This window comes from Dyella sp. 333MFSha (genome assembly GCF_900102405.1).
In the GTDB taxonomy this organism is placed as follows: Bacteria; Pseudomonadota; Gammaproteobacteria; order Xanthomonadales; family Rhodanobacteraceae; genus Luteibacter; species Luteibacter mycovicinus.
In genome coordinates this window covers 588,940-612,700 of the sequence record NZ_FNBR01000002.1, presented here as the reverse complement: position 1 = coordinate 612,700, position 23,761 = coordinate 588,940, and the positions used below count along the sequence as shown (strand labels likewise).

Annotated in this window: 18 protein-coding genes; 8 read left to right on the top strand and 10 right to left on the bottom strand. The window is 65.7% G+C overall.

Going from position 1 to position 23,761, the window contains the following annotated elements; all coding sequences use genetic code 11:
• Positions 1-34: 34 nt before the first annotated feature.
• The 6 genes from gspD to BLT40_RS10080 all read left to right on the top strand — a co-directional run bounded on the left by gspD (position 35) and on the right by BLT40_RS10080 (position 9,048).
• Positions 35-2,209, top strand: coding sequence for a type II secretion system secretin GspD (gene gspD / locus BLT40_RS10105; protein ID WP_090352834.1), 2,175 nt, complete (start codon positions 35-37; stop codon positions 2,207-2,209).
• A 44-nt stretch (positions 2,210-2,253) separates the two neighbouring features.
• Positions 2,254-4,764 (top strand): ATP-dependent helicase HrpB, encoded by a 2,511-nt coding sequence (hrpB, locus tag BLT40_RS10100; protein WP_090352833.1) that lies wholly within the window; start codon positions 2,254-2,256, stop codon positions 4,762-4,764.
• A 111-nt stretch (positions 4,765-4,875) separates the two neighbouring features.
• The gene (locus BLT40_RS10095; protein ID WP_143025867.1) at positions 4,876-6,183 is read left to right on the top strand and encodes a hypothetical protein; all 1,308 of its coding nucleotides are present in this window, start codon (positions 4,876-4,878) and stop codon (positions 6,181-6,183) included.
• A complete protein-coding gene (locus BLT40_RS10090) occupies positions 6,180-6,974 on the top strand; it encodes a hypothetical protein (protein ID WP_079522755.1) in 795 nt (264 codons plus the stop codon). The genes BLT40_RS10095 and BLT40_RS10090 overlap by 4 nt, the downstream gene beginning before the upstream one ends.
• Complete coding sequence (locus BLT40_RS10085) at positions 6,971-8,200, top strand: hypothetical protein (protein WP_090352831.1); 1,230 nt, start codon at positions 6,971-6,973, stop codon at positions 8,198-8,200. The genes BLT40_RS10090 and BLT40_RS10085 overlap by 4 nt, the downstream gene beginning before the upstream one ends.
• Positions 8,197-9,048 carry a hypothetical protein gene (locus BLT40_RS10080; RefSeq protein ID WP_090352830.1) on the top strand — a complete coding sequence of 284 codons (852 nt, stop codon included), beginning with the start codon at positions 8,197-8,199 and terminating at the stop codon, positions 9,046-9,048. The genes BLT40_RS10085 and BLT40_RS10080 overlap by 4 nt, the downstream gene beginning before the upstream one ends.
• 9 nt (positions 9,049-9,057) lie before the next feature.
• On the opposite strand, the gene dbpA is transcribed toward BLT40_RS10080, so the two are convergent.
• The 8 genes from dbpA to BLT40_RS10040 form a co-directional block, all read right to left on the bottom strand.
• Positions 9,058-10,434: an ATP-dependent RNA helicase DbpA gene (gene dbpA / locus BLT40_RS10075; RefSeq protein ID WP_090353860.1), complete on the bottom strand. Its 1,377-nt coding sequence runs from the start codon at positions 10,432-10,434 to the stop codon at positions 9,058-9,060.
• Positions 10,435-10,474: 40 nt separating this feature from the next.
• Entirely contained in the window at positions 10,475-11,551 is a 1,077-nt protein-coding gene (locus BLT40_RS10070) for a hypothetical protein (protein ID WP_090352829.1), read from the bottom strand.
• Positions 11,552-11,556: 5 nt separating this feature from the next.
• Positions 11,557-12,660, bottom strand: coding sequence for a hypothetical protein (locus BLT40_RS10065; protein ID WP_090352828.1), 1,104 nt, complete (start codon positions 12,658-12,660; stop codon positions 11,557-11,559).
• Positions 12,661-12,668: 8 nt separating this feature from the next.
• Positions 12,669-13,661 carry a hypothetical protein gene (locus BLT40_RS10060; RefSeq protein WP_079522750.1) on the bottom strand — a complete coding sequence of 331 codons (993 nt, stop codon included), beginning with the start codon at positions 13,659-13,661 and terminating at the stop codon, positions 12,669-12,671.
• Positions 13,658-14,755, bottom strand: coding sequence for a hypothetical protein (locus tag BLT40_RS10055; RefSeq protein WP_143025866.1), 1,098 nt, complete (start codon positions 14,753-14,755; stop codon positions 13,658-13,660). The genes BLT40_RS10060 and BLT40_RS10055 overlap by 4 nt, the downstream gene beginning before the upstream one ends.
• 172 nt (positions 14,756-14,927) lie before the next feature.
• Positions 14,928-15,647 (bottom strand): pseudouridine synthase, encoded by a 720-nt coding sequence (locus tag BLT40_RS10050; protein ID WP_036109873.1) that lies wholly within the window; start codon positions 15,645-15,647, stop codon positions 14,928-14,930.
• 4 nt (positions 15,648-15,651) lie between these two features.
• A complete protein-coding gene (locus BLT40_RS10045; RefSeq protein WP_079522748.1) occupies positions 15,652-16,425 on the bottom strand; it encodes an ABC transporter permease in 774 nt (257 codons plus the stop codon).
• A complete protein-coding gene (locus BLT40_RS10040) occupies positions 16,422-17,354 on the bottom strand; it encodes an ABC transporter ATP-binding protein (RefSeq protein ID WP_090352826.1) in 933 nt (310 codons plus the stop codon). The genes BLT40_RS10045 and BLT40_RS10040 overlap by 4 nt, the downstream gene beginning before the upstream one ends.
• An 82-nt stretch (positions 17,355-17,436) precedes the next feature.
• Between BLT40_RS10040 and BLT40_RS10035 the strand changes: the two genes are divergently transcribed.
• Together BLT40_RS10035 and BLT40_RS10030 are read left to right on the top strand one after the other, a co-directional pair.
• Positions 17,437-18,183 (top strand): FAD-binding oxidoreductase, encoded by a 747-nt coding sequence (locus BLT40_RS10035; RefSeq protein WP_079522746.1) that lies wholly within the window; start codon positions 17,437-17,439, stop codon positions 18,181-18,183.
• A 65-nt stretch (positions 18,184-18,248) separates the two neighbouring features.
• Positions 18,249-19,475: a flavohemoglobin expression-modulating QEGLA motif protein gene (locus tag BLT40_RS10030; protein WP_255363986.1), complete on the top strand. Its 1,227-nt coding sequence runs from the start codon at positions 18,249-18,251 to the stop codon at positions 19,473-19,475.
• 10 nt (positions 19,476-19,485) lie between these two features.
• Here BLT40_RS10030 and BLT40_RS10025 read toward each other — a convergent pair whose 3' ends face one another.
• Both BLT40_RS10025 and BLT40_RS10020 read right to left on the bottom strand, forming a co-directional pair.
• Positions 19,486-21,582 carry a reprolysin-like metallopeptidase gene (locus tag BLT40_RS10025; RefSeq protein WP_176809143.1) on the bottom strand — a complete coding sequence of 699 codons (2,097 nt, stop codon included), beginning with the start codon at positions 21,580-21,582 and terminating at the stop codon, positions 19,486-19,488.
• 128 nt (positions 21,583-21,710) lie between these two features.
• Positions 21,711-23,597: a reprolysin-like metallopeptidase gene (locus tag BLT40_RS10020; RefSeq protein ID WP_090352823.1), complete on the bottom strand. Its 1,887-nt coding sequence runs from the start codon at positions 23,595-23,597 to the stop codon at positions 21,711-21,713.
• Between the last annotated feature and the right edge of the window lie 164 nt (positions 23,598-23,761).

Sequence of the window (23,761 nt, the reverse complement as noted above, 5' to 3'; positions counted from 1 at the left end):
GCACCACGCGCCCCCAAGGAAGGAGCAGCAGCACATGAAACCATCCACATTCGGCGCGGCCACCTTATCGGCCCTGCTGATGGTCGGCTGCGCCTCGCATTCGTCGCGCATGGCTTCGGTCGCGCTTGAACGCGAAGCGATGGCGGGAACCGACAAGCCGGTGCCCGCGCCGTTGCCACTCGACGACGCCAACCAGACGGATGGCACCGCCGGCAGCGCGGCGTCGACGGAAATCCACGCGGGCAGCGGTCGCTTCGTTCACCCGCAGGCGCTGCGCTCGCCACGCGCGGCGGCAAAGGGCAGCGGTGCGGTGACGTTCAATTTCGAGGATCAACCCGTCGAGGCCGTGGTCAAGGCGATTCTCGGCGATCTGCTCGAGGCGAACTACGCGGTGCTCCCCGGCGTAAGAGGCACGATCTCGTTCTCCACCGCGCAACCGGTCGCGCGTGACGAAGCCCTGCCCATTCTCGAAACCCTCCTGTCCTGGACGGGGAATGCCCTCGTTCATGAGCATGGACGCTACAACGTTCTTCCGGTGGGGCAGGCGGTGGCGGGCCATCTGGTGCCCCGTCTGAAAGCGGGTGCGCCCGCTGCGGGCATGTCCGCCCGCCTGTATGCCCTGCGTTATGTCTCCGCTCCCGAAATGGCCAAGCTGCTTGCGCCGTTCGTGCTGCCGGAGGCCGTCCTGCTTGCCGACCCGGCACGCAATGTCCTCGTCCTGTCGGGCACGCCGGACGAACTCGCCAACTATCAGGCGACCATAGACACCTTCGACGTCGACTGGGTCGGCGGCATGTCGGTCGGCGTGTTCAGCCTGAAGAACGCGTCGGTCAACGAGCTGCTGCCTGCACTCGAATCCGTGTTCGGCGCCAGCAGCGGCGCCCCCGTGGCCGGGCTCATCCGCTTCATTCCCGTCGCGCGCACGGGTAGTCTCGTCGTGATCGGTACGCGCGAGGAACACGTGGCCCGCGTGGGCGAATGGATTGCGCGCATCGACGGCGGTGGTGGCAACGAGCCGCGTCTGTTCGTCTACGATCTTCGCAACCTGCCCGCGTCCGATGTCGCCCGGTACATTGCCGGTGTCTTCGGTGCCGCGGTCGACGGCGATGCGGGAGGGCGGGTCGCTCCGGGTCTGGGTACGGGTGCATTGGGCGACGACAGCGGCGATACGTCGGATGCGTTCGGCGGAACGGGCGCCGACGACAAGGACTTCTACCAGCCGCCGTCCGTGCCTTCGCCATCCTCGGCGGCGGGTCCCACGGCGAACGGTATTCGCGTGACCGCGATCGACGCGAACAATCAGCTGATGGTCCGCGCCCGTCCCTCGGAATGGGCCGATGTGCGCAAGGCGATCGAGCGCCTCGATGCGGTCCCGCTTCAGGTGCAGATCGAGACGAGAATCCTCGAAGTGGCGTTGAATGACGAGTTCCGCTTCGGCGTCCAGTGGTACCTCGAAGGGCTGGCGGGTGGAAACGGTGCCGTGAGCCAACCGGGTAACAAGCAGCAATGGGCGCTGGGAGGCGCGCTCGACGCCATGCAGGCGCGACCGGATGCGCTCTTCTATTCGTTCGTCAACAACGAACTGAGCGTGAAGCTCCGGGCCATGGAGCAGTCCGGCAAGACCAAGATCCTGTCCGCTCCCTCGCTGGTCGTCGTCAACAATCGCAAGGCGCGCATCCAGGTGGGCGACCAGCTGCCGGTCACGCAGACGTACGTCAATACCGCCGCCGGCAGCGGCAACATGGTCGGCCAGGTGGAATACAAGGACACGGGCGTGATTCTCGACGTGCGGCCCCGGATCAATCCCGGTGGTCTGGTGTACATGGACGTGCAACAGGAGGTCAGCCGCGCGGACCGCACGGCAACCGGTCCCAATCTTCCCATCATGAAGCGCAAACTGACCACACAGGTCGCCGTGCAGAGCGGACAGACCGTCCTCCTCGGTGGCCTCATTCGGGAGCTGGACACGCAGTCGACCGTGGGCGTGCCGGGCCTGTCACGCATCCCCCTGCTGGGTGCACTGTTTCGCAACAAGGAAACCACCGGTCGGCGGACGGAACTGGTCGTGCTGATCACCCCCCGGGTGATCGCGAACGGCATGGAAGCCAGGCGGGTGCTCGACGATTACCGGCGGTCGTTCCGCGCGTTGCGACCCCTGGAAGCCTCCGCCACCGCGCCTGCGGGAACGCGTACCGTCGAAGGCGGCTGACGAAACGCACGATCCGGCGCCGGCTTGCGTACCATAGCCGGCGCATGACTTCTTCGTTTCCCATTTCGCCGCTGCTGCCCGAGATCGTCGCCTCGCTCGATCAGCGGCCCCGGCTCGTGCTCGAGGCGCCTCCCGGCGCCGGTAAGACCACGCAGGTGCCCCTTGCGCTGCTGCATGCGCCATGGCTGGCGGGGCAGCGCATCATCATGCTGGAGCCGCGCCGTATCGCGGCGCGCGCGGCGGCATCGTTCATGGCGGCCCAGCTGGGCGAAGACGTGGGCGGTACCGTCGGATACCGGATCCGCTTCGAGTCCCGTACGGGCCCCCGGACGCGGATCGAAGTGGTGACCGAGGGCATCCTCAGTCGCATGATTCAGGACGATCCCTCGCTCGACGGCATCGGCGCCATTCTGTTCGACGAATTCCACGAGCGTCATCTGGCGGGCGACCTCGGCGCGGCGCTCGCGCTGGACGTGCAGGCCGGGCTTCGTCCGGATCTGCGCCTGATGGTGATGTCGGCCACGCTGGACGGCGAGCGGATCGCGCAATGGTTCGATGCGCCGAGGATCAGCAGCCCGGGCCGGAGTTTTCCTGTCCGTATCGAGCACGTCGCCGCACGCGCGCAGGAGACGACGGAGCAGCACCTCGCACGCGCCGTGATGCAGGCGCTCGCGGAAAATGATGGCGACGTGCTCGCGTTTCTCCCGGGCCGTCGCGAGATCGAGCGAGCCCGGGGCCTGATCGAGCGGCGCGACGAACACGTCGAAGTGGTCGCCCTGCATGGTGAGCTCTCGCTCGCGGAGCAGCAGCTCGCTCTGACGCCTGCGGATCCCGGCACACGCCGGGTCGTGCTGGCGACGAACGTCGCCGAATCGAGCGTCACGCTGCCGGGTATCCGCGCGGTCGTGGATGCCGGTCTCGCGCGTGAGCCCCGCTTCGATCCGAACTCCGGCTTCGCCCGCCTGGAGACGGTCAACATTTCGCAGGCATCGGCCGACCAGCGCGCGGGTCGCGCCGGTCGTGTAGCCGAAGGCACCGCTTACCGGCTATGGCCGCAGAGTCGCCGCCTCGAGCCCTCGCGCTCGGCCGAGATCGAACATACGGAATTGTCCGGCCTGGCGCTGGAGCTTGCCGGATGGGGCAGCGACGCCTTGCCGTGGCTGGATGCGCCGCCGGTGGGGGCCATGAGTCAGGCCCGCGACCTTCTCCGGCGGCTTGGCGCGCTCGATGACGCGTCGGCGATGACGCGGCTTGGGCGCGACATGCTGGCCCTTGGAGCCACGCCCCGGCTCGCCGCGGCGGCCTTGCGCGCGCCCACGGCGTTGCGGTCGCTGGTGGCCGATCTGCTCGCGCTGGTGGAAGCGCGCTCGCCGTTGCGCGGCGAGCAGGCTCGCAGCGACGATTTCCGTCACCGTGTCGCGGCCCTGCACCTGTGGCGCGATGCGGGCGCGCGGGGTGCGCGCGCCGGCTCGGCGGATATCGGCGCGTTGGCAGCGATTGAGAAGGCGGCCTCGGGTTGGCGACGCCGGCTCGACGTGCGTACCGCGGCGAGCGGTGTGCCCGACACGCATACGGTCGGCGATCTGCTCGTGCATGCCTTTCCCGACCGGGTCGCCCGGAGAGAGGAGTCGCAGGCGTCACGCTACCTCCTTGCCAACGGGCGCGGCGCACGGCTGCACGAAAACAGTGCGCTGCACGGCGAACCATGGATCGTCGTCCTCGACCTGCGGCTCGAAGCGCGTGACAGCCTGATCTACGCGGGCGCACCGTTCGACCCCGACGTTCTCGAGCGCGACCATGCCGGGCGCTTCGTCACCGAGCGCGTGCTGCGCTGGGACGATACGCGGCAGATCGCCGAAGCGTTCGAGGAGCGCCGCTTCGACGCATTGCCGATATCGCGAAAGCCCCTGCCGATGCGTGCCGACGATGCCATCCCCGCACTGCTCGCCGCGATACGCTCGCGAGGTATCTCCTCGCTGCCGTGGAGCGACGCCGCGCGCCGCCTTCGTGCACGTATCGGTGCCTTGCGCGCATGGCGACCCGAGCTGGGTCTGCCCGACGTCGACGATGACGCCTTGCTGGCTTCGATGGATACCTGGCTGTCACCGTATCTCTCCGGCAAGCGCCGTCTGGATGCGCTCCAGGCGGCGGAACTGTCGGGGGCGCTCGGCGCGATGCTCGACTACGAACAACGCCGCGCGCTTGACGCACATGCACCGGAAGAACTGAAAGTGCCCAGTGGCATGACGCGGCGACTGGAATACGGTGAACGCGATGACGAGCCTGGCGCTCCGCCCGTGCTCGCGGTCAAGCTGCAGGAGCTGTTCGGCCTTGCCGACACGCCGCGCGTTGGCGATGGGCGTATCGCCGTGATGCTTCATCTGCTTTCGCCAGCAGGCCGACCCATCCAGGTGACGCAGGATCTGGCGGGTTTCTGGAATCGTACGTATCCGGAAGTTAAGAAAGAACTGAAGGGCCGGTATCCCCGCCATCCGTGGCCGGATGATCCGTGGACGGCCACGGCGACGCATCGGGCGAAGCCGCGGGGTACCTAGTTCCCAACCACGTTGGTTGCACCGTCGTGCCTACACTTTTGCGCGGGCTCGCCCGATGGTCTGTTCGCACGAAAATCGATGGAATGACCGCCTCTACCAGGGAGGTCATTTATGCGCTCGACCATGAAGGTCGTCACAGCGGCGAAAGCCTGCGTACCTCTGCTTGCTCTGTTGGCGGCGTCCGTCGCGGATGCCCGGAGTCAGGGGCTCATCCACGAGGAATTCATCCGCGGCGATCACCACGCCCGGTGGACCCTGCTTTCATTGAAACGCGCGGGGCAGGGCGGTCCGACAACGAGATCACCGTTTCACTCCGATGAAGTCTGGCGTAGTGAATACCTGGAGACGCCCGACTCGATCTACAGCGACCTCGCCGCTCCTGTCGCTCTGGCGGCGAACGAGTACATCCCCCGGACAGGAAACCCGCGCGAGGGGTTGGCTTATAGCGAAGGCACGGGATCGCATCCAACCCTTGTCTGGCCCCGAAGTCCCCGGGTGCAGAGTGATGAGTCCGGATCTTTCCCGATCGACGCCGGTGTCAATCGAATGATCGCCTGGAATCTCGGGCTGTATAAGGCGCTTCCCACCGATCTGCGCAAGGTCACCTCGCAGCCGTTCGGCTGGTATCACGTCGAACCGTTTGACGATAACGCGCGCTTCAACCTGTTCAAGGCGGATATCGGGCCGGACATACTCGAAAAGGCGATGGCCTTGAGTGGCCCCGAACTGTCGACGCTCGGCGCACAGCTGGCGCTCTCCATCGCAACGCTCAGCCGATGGTCGGACTCGATGGATGATCCGGAGCGGTACGGCATTCGCCGGGCCACGCTCGCGCACTTCTGGTCCGCGACCACGCTGGCCGATCTCACCGAACAAGACCTTTCCTACCTGGCAGACATCCTGCGAATGGAACTCACAGTGGCCCAACTGGGCGTTCCCCCGGGTGACATCAATGGCGCCATCGCCATTCCGACGCCGCTACGCGTAGCGCGAACCGCGGCAGCCTGGCATGGCAGCCGACCCGGTTATTCCGCATGCCATGCCGACGGTAGCCATGATCCGGAGCAAGCGGGCCTCATACCGGAACGACTCGATCGGCCCATCTGCTTTATGGGTGCAACGGATCGTGCCGTGTACCGCTGGTATCGCGCAAGGCGTGCCACCGAGCTTGCGACGTCTTCCGACGACTTTGCCCATTTCGACCAGGCTGCGCGATTGATCGCGCACTTCGCCGATGTTCGTCCTGTCTGGGCCGGTGCCTATGCCGACGAGGCGGCTGACTGGGCGGTCCACGCCGAAATCATCGAGGCGCAACTGGTCGCGACTCAGACGCTTGGCTCAATGGCGTCTGACGAGGCCGGTTTTTTGCGCATGACAACCCGCGCCAATCAGCGCATCTGCCGGAGTCGTGAGCCATGACCTTTCGTCGGCGAAACCTCGTCATCGGCGGCTTGTTTCTTGCTTTGGTTTCCGTGGCTGATTCGTCCGGAGCGGCGGAAGTGATCAAAGAGCCGCTCAAGGATGACTTTCTCAGGTCAGGTGTCATGGCCAGGCTCCTGGCGTCTTTCGACGCGCATGCCGATGCGGCCCGGAAATGGTACGTCGATGCCTTTCATGGGCGACCCGTGGCTCGCGAAACGTTCGATCGCTTTGGCCAGTCGCTGGAGACCGATCGCATCGTCAGTTTTACCTACGAATACAACCGGGACGGAAACGCCATGACGCACGTCTACCATGGTCGTTCCGGCGCCAATAACCCGTGGAGTGCCCTGCCTTCTTCACGACGCGCCGCGCCCTACGCGTCGTACTTTTCCCGTGTGTCCGCAGACACGGTAGTGTGGAATCGCGAGAGGCTTCCTGCGGGCCGCGATGCCGAACGTAAGATTGCCCGCCAGATCGAGCGCGATATTCGTGACGGTCTGGTGTCTTCGGGCGGAACATTGCGCGGATTCAGCAGCGCAGCCCTTTGCGGGACCTGCGAAAGCGCCTTGCGCACGCTCTCGGACAGATGGGGGATATCGGTCAGAGTCACTCATTATGTCGAGGGCGGTTCCGCTCATCGACGCTTTCAGAACTTTCGCAAGCAGTATATCGAGTCGATTTATGCGGCGCTGAATGGCACTTCGTTGAACCGCCCGTACGCTGCTTCTTCCGGGGCGTCGCCAGTGCCGACGTGTATGCGAACGTCGCAGGTGGAGGTCGCCGAATGAAACGACACCTCAAAGCACCGCGGCGCGTTCATCGTTACCACGGGAGGACGATCGTCTTTTTGCTGCTGGCGTCCGCCCATGCCGTCGCTACGCCAACGGCGGAGCGATTCCACGCGCCCCCGTCACTCGGTGACGCGTTTCAGGCGTGGACGTTTCACTCGCTCGCCAGGATGGACGCGCATAGTCTCGGCGACTTTCATCCTCTCCAGGCGGATGTCGCCTGGCGTAGCGAGTATCTGAAAGACCCGGGCTCCATATACAGCGACCTGCATCCGCATCTCTTCTCCAGGATCGCCGGCGAGCCGCCACGCCCCGATGTCTTCCCCGCCGATGTTTCCAGCGGACGAAAGATCGCATGGGACCTGGGCTTCGATAAGGCCCTCATCGGATATCAGGTCCTTCCTGGGTATCCGCAACGACTTCCGGTCACCGCACATCATCCCCTGGTCTCCGCCAGCCTGGAAAAAGCGGGTGTGCGGCGGCGTTATTTCGATCTCGCATACAAGCTCAGCGGCACGGAGCTCTCCATGATCACGGCGGAGATGGCCGTGGCTCTGGAAGTGCTCCGGCATTGGGTCGACACCACACCGGTCGACGACCGCGGCATGTTGGGCGTCAACGCGCATGCGCTTGGACGGTTCGAGGCTGCCGATAATCTTACGGATATCCCGGACGCCGATCTCGCCTACCTCGCGGATGTCCTGCGTCTGGAACTGTCGCTATGGAATGCGGGCCGGGCAAATGCCGAAGGCTCGAATGCGGTACCTCAGCGAGAACTGCCGACTCCCCTGCGCATCGCCCGGGTGGCGGCCGCCTATCGCACGTCGCAACCGCCCCTCTACACGGCATGTCTGGCCGACGGGCAGCGAGATCCGGCGACATCGGGCGACAATCCCGAGGACTTGTCGCGCCCCATCTGCTTTACCGACGCAACCGACCGGGCCGTCTATCGGTGGTATCGCGCCGCTCGCGCACACCAGTTGGCGCAGGCGCCCGAAGCATTCTCCCGCTTCGACGTCGCGGCGCGCCTGATCGACACCTTTGCCGACGTCCGTCCCGCCTGGGCGGGCGCGTACACGAACCAGGCGCTGGACTGGTCGAACCATGTCGAGGTAGTCGAGGCACAGATGGCGCTCGCTGGGGACGCCTCGGGCAGTCACGACATCACCTTCTACCGTCTCGTCGAACGAGCCAATCTGCTCATCTGCCGGAGGTCCCTGCCATGAAACATCGTTACGGGCTTTTCGGGGCTTATCTTCTTGCCATCGGCTTGCTGTTCGCGTCGGCCTGGTCCGTAGCGGGACCCGTATTGAAACGTCGCGTAGACGTGGTAGGTACGGGCAGCGTCAACGCACGAATCCTCGCATCGTTCCAGACGCACATACGACCCGCTCAGGAATGGTATGTAACGGTGCTCGACGGCGGCACACCCAGCACCGCTCAGTTCGCGGCATTCTCGCGGCAGTTCGCGACGGCCACCTTCGTCAGTTTCACCTACGAGTACACAGTCAACGGCCGGTCGATGCAGCGCGTGTATCACGCACGCTCGGGGCATAACGAGCCGAACACGGGCATGGCCGGTGTTCGTGCGCCCAGGTCCTACCGGAGTTTCTTCACGCATCAGGGCGCCGACATCGTCGCCTGGCACGATGCACGGCCCAACACGAGTACGGTGACCGTGTCTCCCGTTCCCGGCGACAACTTTCCGCAGCAGCGTAAGCGCGACGCGGAGCTGAAGGTCGCCCAGCGCATCGAGCGCGACATTCTGGCGGGTCGCGTTCCGGCGGGAGGTCAGCTCTATGGGTTCTCGAGTCAGGAGCCTTGTGCGTCCTGCGAAGCGGCACTACAGGCACTGTCGGACCGCCGTAACATCACCGTGAGGGTCTCGTTTCTCGGTTTTGGCAGCGCGGCATATACGGCGTTCGACCGTCTCCGGCACCAGCATCTGACGTCCATTGAGGTGGCGGTCAACGGGGGGCAGCTGAACCTGTTGAACCAGTCGGCCGAGTCGCCGGCTGCCCGGGTTGGGGTCGCATGCATCGACACACCGGGGGATGGCGAGGTGGCCGACTGAGCGAGCCGCTCAACCTAAGGGGCGTACGCGAAACGTGCGCCCCTTGATCTTCCCGGCGCGCAAGCGCTCGAGCGCCCGGTTGGCGAGATCCCGTCGGATCGCCACGTATGCGCGCGTCGCAAACACGTCGATCTTGCCGATGTCCTTGCCGTCCAGGCCCGCGTCGCCGGTCAGCGCACCGAGGATGTCACCGGGGCGCATCTTGTCTTTACGGCCACCGTCGATGACCAGGGTCTTCATCGGCGCGAGGTTGAGGACTTTCTTCCCTTCGGGTTGCGCGCGGGCCGGATGCCGCGGGATCGTGCCGCCGAGACGCTCTTCGATCGCCTTGATCTTCGGCAACTCGCGGGAGCTCGCCAGCGAGATGGCCATGCCGTTGGCACCGGCGCGACCGGTGCGCCCGATCCGATGCGTGTGCGTATCCACGTCGTGCGCGATGTCGAAGCTCACCACCAGCGGCAGCGCGGCGATGTCGAGTCCTCGCGCGGCGACGTCGGTCGCCACGAGGATCGAGCAGCTGTGGTTGGCGAAGCGCACCAGCACCTCGTCACGATCGCGTTGTTCGAGATCGCCATGCAGGGCGAGCGCCGTGAAGCCACGCCGGTCGAGCTCAGCGGCCAGACTCTCGGTGTCCTTGCGCATGTTGCAGAAGACCAGGGCGGCCTCGGGCTTTTCGTGCGACAGGATGCGTGCGAGAACATCGGCCTTCTGCGCCGGCTCGACCTCGACCACGCGTTGCTCGATGGTCGGGACGTCGTGCGGTTCATCGGCGGTCACCGTGACGGGGTTGCGCTGGACGCGACCGCTCATGGTGCGGATGTCGTCCGGATACGTGGCGGAGAACAGCAGCGTCTGGTGGTGCTTCGAGATCCGCTTGACGATGTCGTCGATGGCCTCTTCGAAACCCATGTCGAGCATCCGGTCCGCCTCGTCCAGCACCAGCATCTTGATGCCGCCACCGTGCAGGCTCTCGCGTTTGAGGTGCTCCTGCACCCGGCCCGGCGTGCCGACGACGATGTGCGGATCGTGTTCCAGCGACGCCAGCTGCGGGCCGAGCGGCATGCCGCCGCAGAGCGTCAGCAGCTTCACGTTCGGGATGTTCACGGCCAGCCGTCGCAGCGCCTTGCTGACCTGGTCGGCCAGTTCACGGGTGGGGCACAGCACGAGTGCCTGCAGGCGGATTTCTTCGGGGTCGAGCTGCTGTAGCAGCCCCAGCCCGAACGCCGCCGTCTTGCCACTACCGGTGCGGGCCTGGGCGATGACGTCGCGGCCCTCGAGAATCGGCGGCAGACTGTCCCGCTGGATGGGCGTCATCGACGTGTAGCCGATGCCCTCGACGGCGGAGAGCAGGGCGGCCTTTAGGGGCAGGGAAGCAAAGGTATCCATGGCGGCATGATCGCACATCGTCCCCCGGTACCCCTCCCTGTCAGCATCCGGGCGCGGCCGACGGTTCCGCGGAGACGGCGGTGTCTTCCGTGGACGACCCCTCCGAGACCCGGGGCAGGCGCGGTGGACCCAGGCGAAACGACCGCCGCCGCCACGAAAAGCCCTTGAACGTCCGATCGAGAGCGCGCGGACTCAGGTCGCGGCGAATCTGGGCGGCGCGCGCGCTGTCCAGCACGTCGCGGGCCAGTAGCGGCTCACCCTCGGAGCCGACCAGCATGCGACCTTTGAGACGGGCGCTGCCGGACTCGATCAGGGCGCGCTGCTCGCCGCTGGGAATGGAGCCGAACATGTGGCTGACCCTGACCTCGACACCGTATTCGTCCGACAGCCTGCGCATGGCATCCTCACAGGAGCCGCACGTCGCGCCGCCGATTGCACCGCGTATGCGTCCACCACGAGGGATCACACCCGCACGGATGTCATTTTCGATCGTGCGCATGGCCTTGAACTCGGCATCGAGGCCGCCTTGCGCGCCGGGGGCCGTGTAGCTTGCCAGTACCGAACCGGACGAGGGGAGGACGCGCGCACGCACGTTCATGCTGTCGAACTCATCGAACAGCAGGTCGTCGGCGATATCCGCGTCGACGAGATCGCTCGCTGCGCCGAAGGTCTCCGTGGCGCTCGTCTCCTCGATGTCGCTGCCCGATGATCCGTCGAGGCTGCCCGGCGACTGCGGTGGAGTAGGTGATCCCCGTGGCGTGGTGCCGCCGAAGGCATCGTCGGCGATGACGCTCAGGGGTAGGCCATCCATCGCGTGGTAGACCCTGACCTGCTCGACCCCGTTCAGCGTGAAACGGTATTCGAAACGGGCGACCCGCGATCTGGTCATCGTCTCCTCGAGACCTTCCCAGCGGATCGCGCGGTACTGCTCGCGATAGCTCTGCACGATGAGCTTACGCATCGCGTTGACGAAGTACTGGCTGCTGCGTTCGAGCTGGGCCGTGACATTGCCTTTGTCGAGGCCGACCGACTCGATCACGACGGGTGCCGCGCGCGCGTGGACGACGACGAGGGCGGCAACGCCTGCCCCCAGGGAAACGATCAGGTGGCGATGCATGGGCTTCACTCCGGAATGGGGCACGAAAGCAGGTCGGCGCGCGCGAACGATGCCTCGGCCTCGGCATCGCCGATGGCTTCCGAGGTGACCAGGCTCTCCGCCACGGTGGCCTCGACGAACTCGAGAACGCCGGCCAGGTCCACCAGCGTCAGAACCAGGCCGGCGAACCTGGCCAGACGGCTGAGGCCGTCATCATGGTGTTCCGGGACGTAGGTGGCCTGGCGCGTGTACTCCGCCAGGTACCAGGCATGCACTGCGCGGTCGGTGGCAGCGGCGAAGCACAGGGGCCGGTCGTCATCGCCACCTGTGCCCGCCGATGACGCGCGAGGTGTGCCATCGCGGGTGCAGGGGGAACTGCCCACATATCCCTGGGCATCGCGGTAGGCGGCCGCAGTGCGCGCTACACGGTAAACGACTGGCAGGCTTCGATGCCCCGACGAGCTTTCCGCGCCCGCTTTCCAGTGGATCAGACGGTACTGCACGAGCGTAGAAAGGTACTCCAGATCGTAGGGACGCAGCTGGTCCATATGCTGCGCACGCATCACACGCGTAAATACGTCTGGGTCGATCGCGTTGGCTATCCACACGTCAGAAGGAACCGCGATCGCCTGCGCACGGAGAATCTGCATGCCGACCGCGTACACCGCGGCCTTGGTGGAGTGACGATAACCCGTCAGATCGAGCATATGCCAGAACACGTCGGCATCGACGTCGGCCTTGATCGCGCTGGCGGCGACGAAGTCATCGCGAAAGCCCGCCTTCACTTTGATATCCATCCGGGGACGCGCTCTCGTCATGCCGAGATCCCACTGCAACGCGGCGAGCGCACCCGCGGCAGTGAGGCCGCGGGCCGAGAACGCGTCGACGGTGGCCACCCAGTCCACGTCATTGGTGAACTCGGGCTGGGCGATCAGGTCGCTGTACGGAGAGCCCGGGTTCGAGAGCATTTGCCGGGCGATGTCCTGCGTGGCCAACGATGCCTGCTCTCCGCCAAGGCGCGCGATGCGCGTCCGTTGCCAGCGGGCGAGGACGTCCGCACCCGTGACGCGGGTGGCTTGTACCTCGGCAGGGCCGGCGAGTGCGACGAACGCGACGACGATAAAACGCATGCGTTTTGTCACGAGTTGCAGGCCTCGGCTTCTTCGGCGGTGGCGGTCGTTGTCTCGGCGCGTTCGATGGCGCCGGCCGCTCTCAAGGCTGAACGGGTTCGACCCAGGTTCTCCTTCGTGATCTGCTCGTTGGTGTACGCGTTGCGGCTCGATCGGAGCTCGATAGAGGCTCTACGGCTTTTCGCGATCGGATCGTCGCCGACGGGCTTGATCGTGACGACGCGGTTACCGACCACCATCTTCTCCGGCTCGATCATCTGGTGAATCGACCCGTTGATATCGTAGCGGCTCGCAAGCTCATTGAATGCCGCTTTGCATGACGCGCAGACTGTCTTGCTGACGAAGCCATCGACCGTTCCGCCTGCGCTTACGGCGCCCTCCCGGATGTCGACATCCATGCGGCGAACGATCTTCAGTTCGGCGTCGTTCGCATGCGATGCGACATCGCCGAAGTTGGTTTCCTCGATACCTCCCTCTACATCCGGCAGGGACGTTGCACGCACATCCCCCGGTGCGTCGTTCGTGTAGAAGACGGTTTCTTTCGCCTCCTGTCCCGGGAGCTCATCGATGGAGGCATTGCCTGTCGACGCATCGGTATCGTTGGTGTCGGATGCCGAGGAACCGCTGCCCTTTTCCTTCTTGGAAATGCCGACATCGGCAATGGTTTTCATAGAACGACCGCTTCGGGCGTGGTAGACGGTTCTGTAAGTTCTGCCGTTTTTTTCGTAGGTATATTCAATGCGTGCGACAGTGGCCCCGACGAGTTCGCGCCGGATGTAGCTGATCGTGTTTCGATTGGCGCTGGCGGCCATGCCCGGATAGTCAGTGGCCAGCATCGAGCGCATCGCATCGACGTGCGAACGGCCTTCCGCGGCTAGCTCACTGACTGCGTTGCCGTCGGCCATATCGATCGTGATAGTGCCGGCAGACGTGCTCCATGGCGCGACCGCCAGGGTGAGCGCGAGGAGTATGGCGTGCGGAGCCATAACGAAAGTCTTCATGGGGAAATCCTGCAGCTGAGTCGGGTGGAGCGCTCGGACGCGACCTGCGCGTCGGCCTCATCGATATCGCCATGGGTGGCAAGGCGCTCGGTGACGAATGCGTCCGCGGTTTCGATGAACGAGGCCATATCCATGAACACCAGAACCACGCCGATAAGGCGCGCCAGGTTGGCGAGGCCATGGTGCGGGTTCTCATGCATCGGAATTCCCGACATGTCGAGCCGCAGTTGTCGACGGAACCACGCGAGTACGCCACGGTCCGTCGCGGCGATAAAGCAAAGTGGCCGGTCGTTCTCCAGCGCTTCGGGGCCCGTCGGCTCGCCGGGGCGCGCGGCGTTTCCCTGGCAATAGCCTTTGGAGGTGAAGTAGCCGCTGGCATCGGCGTAGGCTGCCGCAACGCGCGCCAGTCGATACGCCGCAGGAAGGCGTTGTGCGGCTGTACCCTTCATCTGTGCGCCCCGTAGATCGAGCGATCCACGTAACCAGGTGGTCAGATAGCGCAGATCCGCGTCGGGAATGTTGTCGGGGTACCTTTGGTTCATGTATCGCGCGAGAACGTCTGGCTTGATCGCCATGCGCGCGTAGTCTTCGGGCGGGTTGGCGGCGGCTGCGTCGCGCAGCATTTGCAAGGCGAGCGCATAGCCAGCGGCGGCGGTGATCGCCGAGCCGCTCATGTCCCGCGCCTTCCAGAAGATATCGGGGTCGATGCCTGCTTTGATCGCATTGGCGGCCGCCTCGCGGCCGCGGTAGTCGCGCGCGGCGGTAGGTTCCAGCGTGACTTCCTCACCGGGTCGGGCCTTGGTGAGGCCTGTCTGCAGGCGCAGCGCGTTCAGCGCGGCGTCGCCATCGGCCGCGCCCGCCGGCTGCATGGCGGCCAGGTATTCGTTCCATGCAGGCGTATTCGTGACGACTGGCTGCTCAACCAGGTCGCTATAGGGCGAAGCAGGCGTCTGCAGGAACTGAGCGAGGAAGGTGGCCGTATCGGGCTCGATCGCCCGTGTCGTACCCATGATACGGATACGTGCGGCGAGGTATTCGTTGTAGGCGTCGACGGGTGCGGCGGCGCTTGCCGCGGTTGACGCGCTGAACAGCACGGCGACGATGGCCGGCCGGAGGGGTGACTTCATGTCGGGATCGTCCTTGATGTGGTGCGCGCTGCCACTCCGGCAGGCGGGCACCATTGTCCATCAAGGATTCGTTTGCGCGTGTCGGCGCAACCGGTATCGCTTAGTCAACCTTACGCTGATGCGTCGTAGGCGAATCTACCTACCATTGGGTCCGCGAAGGCAGGAGGCCCTTCAGTTCGGCTTCGGTCAGGTTGCGCCACTGGCCGGGCTTCAGGTGCCCCAGCTTCACGTTGACGACGCGCACGCGCCGCAACTGGGTCACCCGGTAGCCGAACTCGGCGGCCATCAGGCGGATCTGCCGGTTCAGACCCTGCGTGAGGATGATGGCGAAACCGAACTTCGCGATCTTCCTCACCTTGCACGGCCGGGTCATCTGGCCGTGGATGCGCACGCCCCTGGCCATGCCCCGAAGGAACTCGTCGGTCACGGATTTGTTCACCGCCACGAGGTATTCCTTCTCGTGGTTGTTCTCCGCCCGCAGGATCTCGTTGACGATGTCCCCGTTGCTGGTCATCAGGATGAGGCCTTCGGAGTCCTTGTCCAACCGACCGATCGGAAAGATGCGCTGCGGATGGTCGACGAAGTCGACGATGTTGCCGTCGACGGTCTGGTCCGTCGTGCAGGTGATACCGACCGGCTTGTTCAGTGCGATGTACACGCCGCGGCTTCTGGACGGGCTTGCGATCAGCGTGCGCGCGACCACCACCTCGCCATCGACCTTGACCACGTCGCCGTCGAGCGCCTTGGCGCCCGTGCTCACGACTTCGTCGTTGATCGTGACGCGGCCGGCGATGAGCAGCTCGTCGGCCTCGCGTCGCGAGCAGAGTCCCGCCTCGCTGATGTACTTGTTGACGCGCATCGGCTTACGAACGCATTCCGACGCCGCGGCTGAGCAGGCGCAGCGCCACGGCCGACAGGCCGACCACGAAGACGATCATCACGATGAACGCGGTGACGATGGGCACGTCGCTGACGCCGAGCACGCCGAAGCGGAACGCGTTGACCATGTACAGGATCGGGTTGACCAGCGAGATCGAGCGCCACGGCTGGCCGAGCAGGTCGACCGAGTAGAACACGCCGCCCAGGTAGGTCAGCGGAGTGAGCACGAAGGTCGGGACCAGCGCGATGTCGTCGAACTTCTTCGCGAATACGGCATTGACGAAGCCGGCCAGCGAAAACACCGTGGCACCCAGCACGACCGACAGGAAGGTGATGACCGGATGGGACACGTGCAGGTCGGTGAAGAACAGCGCGATCAGCAGTACCAGTGCGCCGACGACCACGCCACGCACGACGGCGCCGATGACGTAGCCGAGCAGGATCACCCAGTTGGGCATCGGCGACACCAGCATTTCTTCCACGTAACGGCCGAACTTGGCGCCGAAGAAGGATGACGAGATGTTGCCGTAGCTGTTGGTGATGATGCTCATCATGACCAGACCCGGCACGATGTACTGCATGTACGTGAAACCATGCATCTCACCGATGCGGCTGCCGATCAGCTTGCCGAAGATGACGAAGTACAGCGTCATCGTGATGGCCGGCGGGATCAGAGTCTGCGTCCAGATACGCATGATGCGCATGATCTCGCGACGGACGAGAGTGCCCAGCGCGACGAGGTTGGTGGAGGCGCTCATGCCGCGTTCTCCCGGCCGTGCTCGACCAGGCGGACGAAGAGTTCCTCCAGCCGGTTGGACTTGTTGCGCATCGAGGTCACGGTGACGCCGTGACCGGAGAGCGTGGCGAACAGGGAGTTGAGGTCGTGCGAGCGGGACATCTCGGCTTCGATGGTGTGGTCGTCCAGGACGCGCAGAACCACGCCGGCCGGGGTCGGCAGGTTGGCCGGCACGCTGGCCACGTCGAGCACGAAGGTCTCGACGTCGAGGGTGGCGAGGAGGCTCTTCATCGACGTGTTCTGGACGATGCGGCCCTGGTCGATGATGGCGATGTTGCGGCAGAGCTGTTCCGCTTCCTCGAGGTAATGCGTGGTGAGGATCACCGTCGTGCCGGCCTCGTTGATGCCCGAGACGAACTGCCACATCGAGCGCCGGATCTCGATATCGACGCCGGCCGTCGGTTCGTCGAGGATCAGCAGCTTCGGTTCGTTCATCATCGCGCGGGCGATCATGAGGCGGCGCTTCATGCCGCCGGACAGGGTGCGCGCCTGCAGGTGCGCCTTGTCCCACAGGCGCAGCTCCTTCAGGTACTTCTCGGCGCGGACCCGGGCTTCCGCCCGGCCGACGCCATAGAAACCGGCCTGGTTCACGCAGATGTCGAAGGGCTTCTCGAACTGGTTGAAGTTGATCTCCTGGGGGACCAGGCCGATCAGGCGCATCGCGTCGCTGCGGTGCTTGTGGATCGATACCCCGAAGATCTCGGCGTCGCCCGAGGTCGAGTTGACCAGGGAGGACAGGATGCCGATGAGGGTGGATTTGCCGGCACCGTTGGGGCCGAGCAGGGCGAAGAAATCCCCCGGCTGGACGGTCAGGGAGATGCCCTTGAGGGCCTCCACGCCGTTGCCGTAGGTTTTCCGGAGATTCGTGACGTGCAGAGCGGGGATGGTCATGGGCTGCGCCGGGATGACAAGCCGCCTATTATACCGGGCTTTGCCGGGTCCCCTCGTTCCCTGGCGTCAACAGAGACTTTCCATGGCCGAACAATTCGAGCTCCGTCTGACCGACAGCTTCATGCTTGCCCCCTCGGTCCGGCACCTGTCGTTCGAGCGGGTGGACGGTCAGCCGCTGGCCTTTGCCCCGGGCCAGTTCCTGCAGGTCCACTTCCACTACGACGACGGCAAGGCGACCAAGCGCAGCTACTCGGTCGGCAGCGTGGGTGACGGCAGCGGCCCGGTCCAGCGGATCGAGATCGCCGTGAGCTATGTCGAGGGCGGGGCAGCGACGAAGCTGCTGGGCGACCTGGAACACGGCCAGACCGTGGACGCCAGCGGCCCTTACGGCCGCTTCTGCCTGATGGACGGCGACCGGAACACGCGTTACATCCTGATCGCCACGGGCACCGGCGTGACCCCGTACCGGGCCATGCTGCCGCAGATCGAGGCCCTGATCGCCAGTCGCGGCTGCCGTTTCGTGCTGCTTTACGGCGCCCGCAACGAGGGTGAACTGCTCTACGGCGAGGAGTTCGAGGCCTTCGCGCGTAAACATGAGGGCTTCACCTTTCACGCCTGCCTGTCCCGCGGCGCCCGTCCCAGCCCGCGTCCGCATGACCGCCTGGGTTACGTTCAGGACATGCTGGCGGAGCTGGAGCCCAGCGCCGAGGGGGATATCGCCTACCTCTGCGGCAATCCCAACATGGTCGATGCCGCGTTTTCGGCACTGAAAGACCATGGTCTGCCCGTCCAGCATATTCGCCGGGAGAAATACATCTCCTCGCGCTAAACTCGCCCCCCATGCACGCCTACGCCGCCCCGTCTGACCTCTCTGCCGAGATGCGGCGGTACGCGATGCTCGACCAGCGCCTGCTCGCTGCCGTCCGCGCCATCCGTATCCTGCCCACGGTCTCCTGGCCCGCCTCGGTCGAAGAACGCCTGATCGCGGAGTTTGGCGCCGGTCGGCTCTCGATCCCGACCATCGCGTACCACCCGCCGCAACTGGGCGACACGCGCGCCGAGCTGGAAGCGATCGAGACCGAAGCGTCCGAGGATCATCCGATCGCCGACTACCTGCGGCGCACGGCCGAGTCGTGGCGGATCGCCACGCAGATGCTCGAGTCCGCCGGCACCGACGGCGTCACGCAGGCATCCGTCGCGCTTTACGGTCGCCCCGGCGATGCCATACCCGGCAGCAACCGCAGCAACCTCGATGCCGCCCGCTATTTCGTGGACCTGGCCGACGAACTGGGCGCGGATCTGGAAACCGAAGACGCCACCGGCAACATCCCCGCGGAAGAGCTGCGCCGCGACATGGCCTCCCAGCTGGACGCGTTCTTCTCGCCAGGCACCATCTCCGTCGAGGTGGATCCGGAGCTGACCGCGAAGGCGGCGGCCGGCGCGACCCGCATCCGTCTGCGCGGTGGTATCCGTTTTACCGAATACGATCGTCACCAGTTGCTGGCCCATGAGGCCTTCGTCCATTCGCTCACCGCGTTGAATGGTCGCGAGCAGCCGGTCCTGGCATCGCTGGCGCGCACGTCGCCACGTGTCACCGCGACGCAGGAGGGCCTGGCGGTGTTCGCCGAGCTGATGTCCGGCGCCATCGATATCTCGCGGCTGAAGCGAATCAGCCTGCGCATCCTGGCGATCGACAAGGCCCTGAACGGTGCCGATTTCGTCGAGGTGTTCCGGTACTTCCGTGAGTGCGGGCAGAACGTCGCCGACAGTTTCCACTCGGCGCAGCGCGTCTTTCGTGGCGTGCCGCTCAGCGGCGGCTCGGCGTTTGCGAAGGACAACGTCTACCTTACCGGCCTGCTCGCGGTGCACACCTTTTTCCGCTGGGCGTTGCGTCAGCGCCGCCTCGACCTGCTGCGCAACCTCTTTGCAGGCAAACTGGCACTGCACGACGTCATGAGCCTCGAAGCGCACTTCGCGAACGGCGATATCGCGGCCCCTCGCTATCTCCCGCCGTGGATGCAGCACGTGCACGGGCTGGCGGGGAAGCTGGCCTTCTCGCTGTTCGTGAATCACATCCACATGGCGGGCGTCGAGGCCGAGGAAATCTCGCTCGGCCTCTGAGCGGCTCCGATCAACGGATACGGAAGTCGCCGGGCGACAGGGCGAAGAACGGTGTGCTCGTGTCGCTACAGGCAACCGCCACCCGGCCGCGCATGGTGGGCGCGACGGTTCCGGGGATGGTGAAGCGTGCCGTTCCGCTGTTCCTCACACCGGTGAGCAGGTTCTCTTCGAGCCAGCTTTCGCCGCCATCCACCGACAGCCTGACGTCCATACTCGTGCAGGAAAGCGGGGGCTTGTCGGTGCCGGCGACGCGCCATTTCACGGCGATCGCCTTGCCGCGGCTGAGCGTTGCGCTTTTCCGCGGAGCGACGACCTCGAATGCGGCGCCCGTGTCGACGACGTCGACCGTGATATCGCGGCTGACGACGTGCGCCAGCTGGTCGAGGTTGTCGCGTGCGGTGAGCCGGAAGTTCAGCGTGCGATCGCGCATGGGGAAGGCGTCGCCGCGACCGATCGGCTCCTTGCCAAGCAGCACCCCGGTCGCCGGGAAGGTCTGGCTTCCGCTGGCAGTGGGGCGGCGCGACCGGAACAGCGGCCCGTTCCCGGTATCCGTGAGGGCGGCCGTGGTCTGAGCGCGGCCGCGATCGATCTGCTCGAACGTGTACGTAGGTGTGGCACCGGCGTGCACGTAGCTGAGTGCCCCCGTCAGTTCGAACGGTGTCCGCGCGGGGACCGCCACATAGGACGGGTAGCTGGTGTCGACCATCGGGGTGCGGATCGGGTTGACGCGGGTGGCGGCACACGATCCGCCTTCGGAATCCAGCCACGCGCGGATCTCTCCGATGCTGCGGCCGTGGAAGTAATCGTCCGAGCGCGTCTGCAGGTTGGCGGACGTGATGCCGGCGTAGCCCATGATCGTGGAGCCGCCGCCGGGCTCTACCGCTGCATCGGGCTCACGCTGATCCGACCCGGGGTCGGCGATGTTGAAGGTGTGTTGTCCGCCGAACTGGTGGCCCAGTTCATGGGCGACGTAATCCACATGGAAGGTGTCACTGAAGGGATCGGCGCTGCCTGTCATGCCTGCCGCCTTATCCGCGCCACCGTCTTCGTAGTCCTGATCGGTGACTTTCGTTCCCGGCCGTATGTCGATCGTGCGTGTTGCGTTAAGACATGTGTTGCCGATGCGTCCCGCCAGTCCCGCGGTGCCGGAAGCGACAGCATGCACGAGATGGCCGACGTCATAGTTCTCGCGGCCCAGTGTCTGCGCGGCGACGGCGGCGTTGCGCAGGACGAGCTGGTCGTCGTCCCCGAGACCTTTGAAAGGGTCCGTGTCCTTATCCGCGAAGATGAGTCGGTCGTTGTTCTCCGCCAGCTGGAAATGCACGCCCAGGTCGTTCTCGTAGATCGCGTTCAGCCGGTTGACGACCTTCGCCACGCCGGCCAGGCCATCCTCGACAGTGCCGCCCATCTTCGCGACGTAGTCGCTGCTGGCGCTCATGGCGATGCGAAACGTTCGCAGGAGCTGGCCGCTGCCGGTGCGTGCCTTGCCTGCCCGCGTTCCCGGCGCGGCGGTGGGAAGGCCGCCGCCGTGCGGCGTTGTCTCGCGCAAAGCGGGACCTGCGGGTGCATCCGCTCGCCGGAATACGACGTGGATGGCCGGGGAATGTCGCGAGCGAGCCCCGGGGGCGCGTTTTACCGGCGTTTCGGGCTGAACGATCCAGTCGCCGGCGCGATCGGTCACACGAGCATGCACCGCGCCGGCCGCATCGATGTCGATACGCGCGGTGCGCCCTTCGGCATCGCGGCCGATCATGCTGCGGAGCCCGGGAAAGCGCGCGGCCAGCCCGGGAGGAAGTACACCCGAGTCCTCGAGGGTGAAGCGAGTGGCGCCGCTAACGGGCAAAGGAAGCTCGATGGTCTGCGCGGTCTGGCTGCTGCGCCCGACCGCCCGCGCTTGCCCGAAGGGGGCCAGACCGTCGGCGCGCAGTGCGACACGTCGCTGATGAACGGGAGAGCTGGTCGTCGCCGCTGTCCGGGCACTTGCGCCAGGACGCGTCACGTCCGACCAGAGCGCCTGAGGATTGGCATAGGCGACCGGGACACCGGATAGCAGCGCGACCAGGGCCGTGGAGAGTACGAGACGTCGGGGAGGGGAGTACAGGGACACGATGGAATTCCTTTTCGCGTGGGGACGCGTCGAGATGCGATGTGGGTGGACGTGCTCCATGACGCCATAGGTGCGTGGTCAACATCTGTAGGGGAATACCGATAGACCGCTAAGCGATGGCCTTCGCGTCACGGCGCGCGGATCACAAAAGGGCCTGGCGATACCGCGAAAAAAGGTCGCCAGTCGCAACGAAGACGAAGACGGGCGACATCGCTCTTCACTTCCGTGGGAAGCCGCACTGTCGCCGAGCCGTTATTCGGCACGTCCGTGGCCAGCGGCGTTTCAAGCCAGTGCGAGCCGGCATCCACCGAGAGGTCGACATGCAGGAAGTGACAGGAAATCGGCTTCTCCGTGGTGCCCGCCACGTCCCAGCGGATGTCGAGCGCGCCACCGGCGACGGCAACGATCCCGGCGGCCGGTGCCGCCATCGCAAAAGCGCGCCCCGTATCCACGACCCGCACCCGCCTGTCCGCGCTGGCGAGCGTGGCCGTCGCGCCGGCGTTGTCACGCACCGTCAGGCGGAAATGCAGGTCGCGCGATGTGGTTGGCAAGGTTTCTCCCGGACTCGCCCGCTCGTCACCGAGCAGCACCGGAAGACGAGGGAAGGTGCGTTGCGGCGTCGATGATGGGGCGAAGGAGCGAAACAAGGGCCCCTTCCCGTCGTCGACGAGCGGCCCCCGCTGCCCTGTCCCCGCATCCATCTGCTCCCAGGTATAGGTCAGGCGATCGCCGGGGGATGCCGCTTCCACGGCGGCGTCGAGGGTAAACGGCGTACGCGCCGGAATCACGGTGGTTTCGGCCAGCGGCACGGGATCGATCCAGGGTGCGACGGCGGATGTCAGGCGTCGCCCGGCGCAACGCCCGCCGCGCGATCCGAGCCACGCCTGGATCTGCTCGATGCTTCGGGCGTGAAAGTACAGGCCCGGGCGCGGCTGGAGCCAGTGGTCTTCCGTGCCGCAGCCCGACGTGGCGTAGCCCATGATCGTGCTGCCGCCACCCGGTTCCACGGCGCTGTCGTCGAGTGTGATGCGCCGGCACGCATCGGCGGTCGGCCATGCGCCGAGCTGGCGTCCGAGGACGTGCATGAAATAGCCGAAGGCATGCGATGACCCGGCCGGGTCTCCATGTCCGCTCCACGCGGCGGCCTTGTGCGTGGCGAAGAAGTCCGCATCGCGTGCGTCGCTGCACGATGTGCCGACATGACTGTCGCCGCCCTCGAACGTGCTGAAGGCATGGCCGATGTCGTAGTGACGCGACCCGATTTCCCGGTCGATCAGCGTGACGGCCGCCGGGCCGGGTTCATGCGTTTCGAACAGGTCGCCACGCGCGTTTGCGACGACGATGCGATGGTTGCGATCCACCAGGGTGAGATGGACACCCAGGTCGGTTTCGAGCACCTCGTTGGCGCGGTTGACCAGATGGACGATCTCCGCGAGCGCGCTGGCGACGGTACCGCCGTTCCTGGCGACGTAACGGCTGCTCGCGGCGACGGCGAGGCGGAAGTCGTAGCGCACGATGCCCGACGGGCGCGCGCTCCGCCGACGTTTCAGGGATGTGACCGCCTCGGCGGGTGCCTGCCGCGTCTCGGCGGCGCCACGCGTCTCGGCGACCGGCGTACTCGCGTTGCCGAGGGCAAGGAAGTCTTCCGGCTCCCTCTTCCATGTGTCGCCGGGGCGGATGAGCCACTCCGTACTGCCCGACCGGACGCTCGCCCGGATACCGTGCGGGGAGAGGTCGAGACGAAGCGTGCGGCCTTCGTCATCCTCGCCACGGAAGCTGCGAAGGCCGGGAAATCGCTTCACCAGCCCGCGCGGCAACGTGCCGGAATCGCGGACATGAAAGACGTGCGCGCGACCGTCCGCCAGTGGGAGGACGACATCGGTGCCGGGGCGCGGTGCCAGCGGGAGCCGAAGAAGCCGCTGACGGAGGGCCGTTTCGTCGACGGTGACCGCGGCAGCGAAGGCCCAGCCCGGGGCGAGAAGAAGCGCGAGAACCGAAGGAGCGATAAAACGCATGAGGACGGCCGGGAGACGGGAAGGGCCGACCACGTTAGGTAGCAGGGCGCCCCGGTTCTGCCGGATTCCGCAAGGCAGAAATGTAGGTTTTTCATATCACTGGATGTCGCAATGCAACACACCGCGACGCGGGAGAACCGCGGTCGCGGTGCTAACATCGCGGG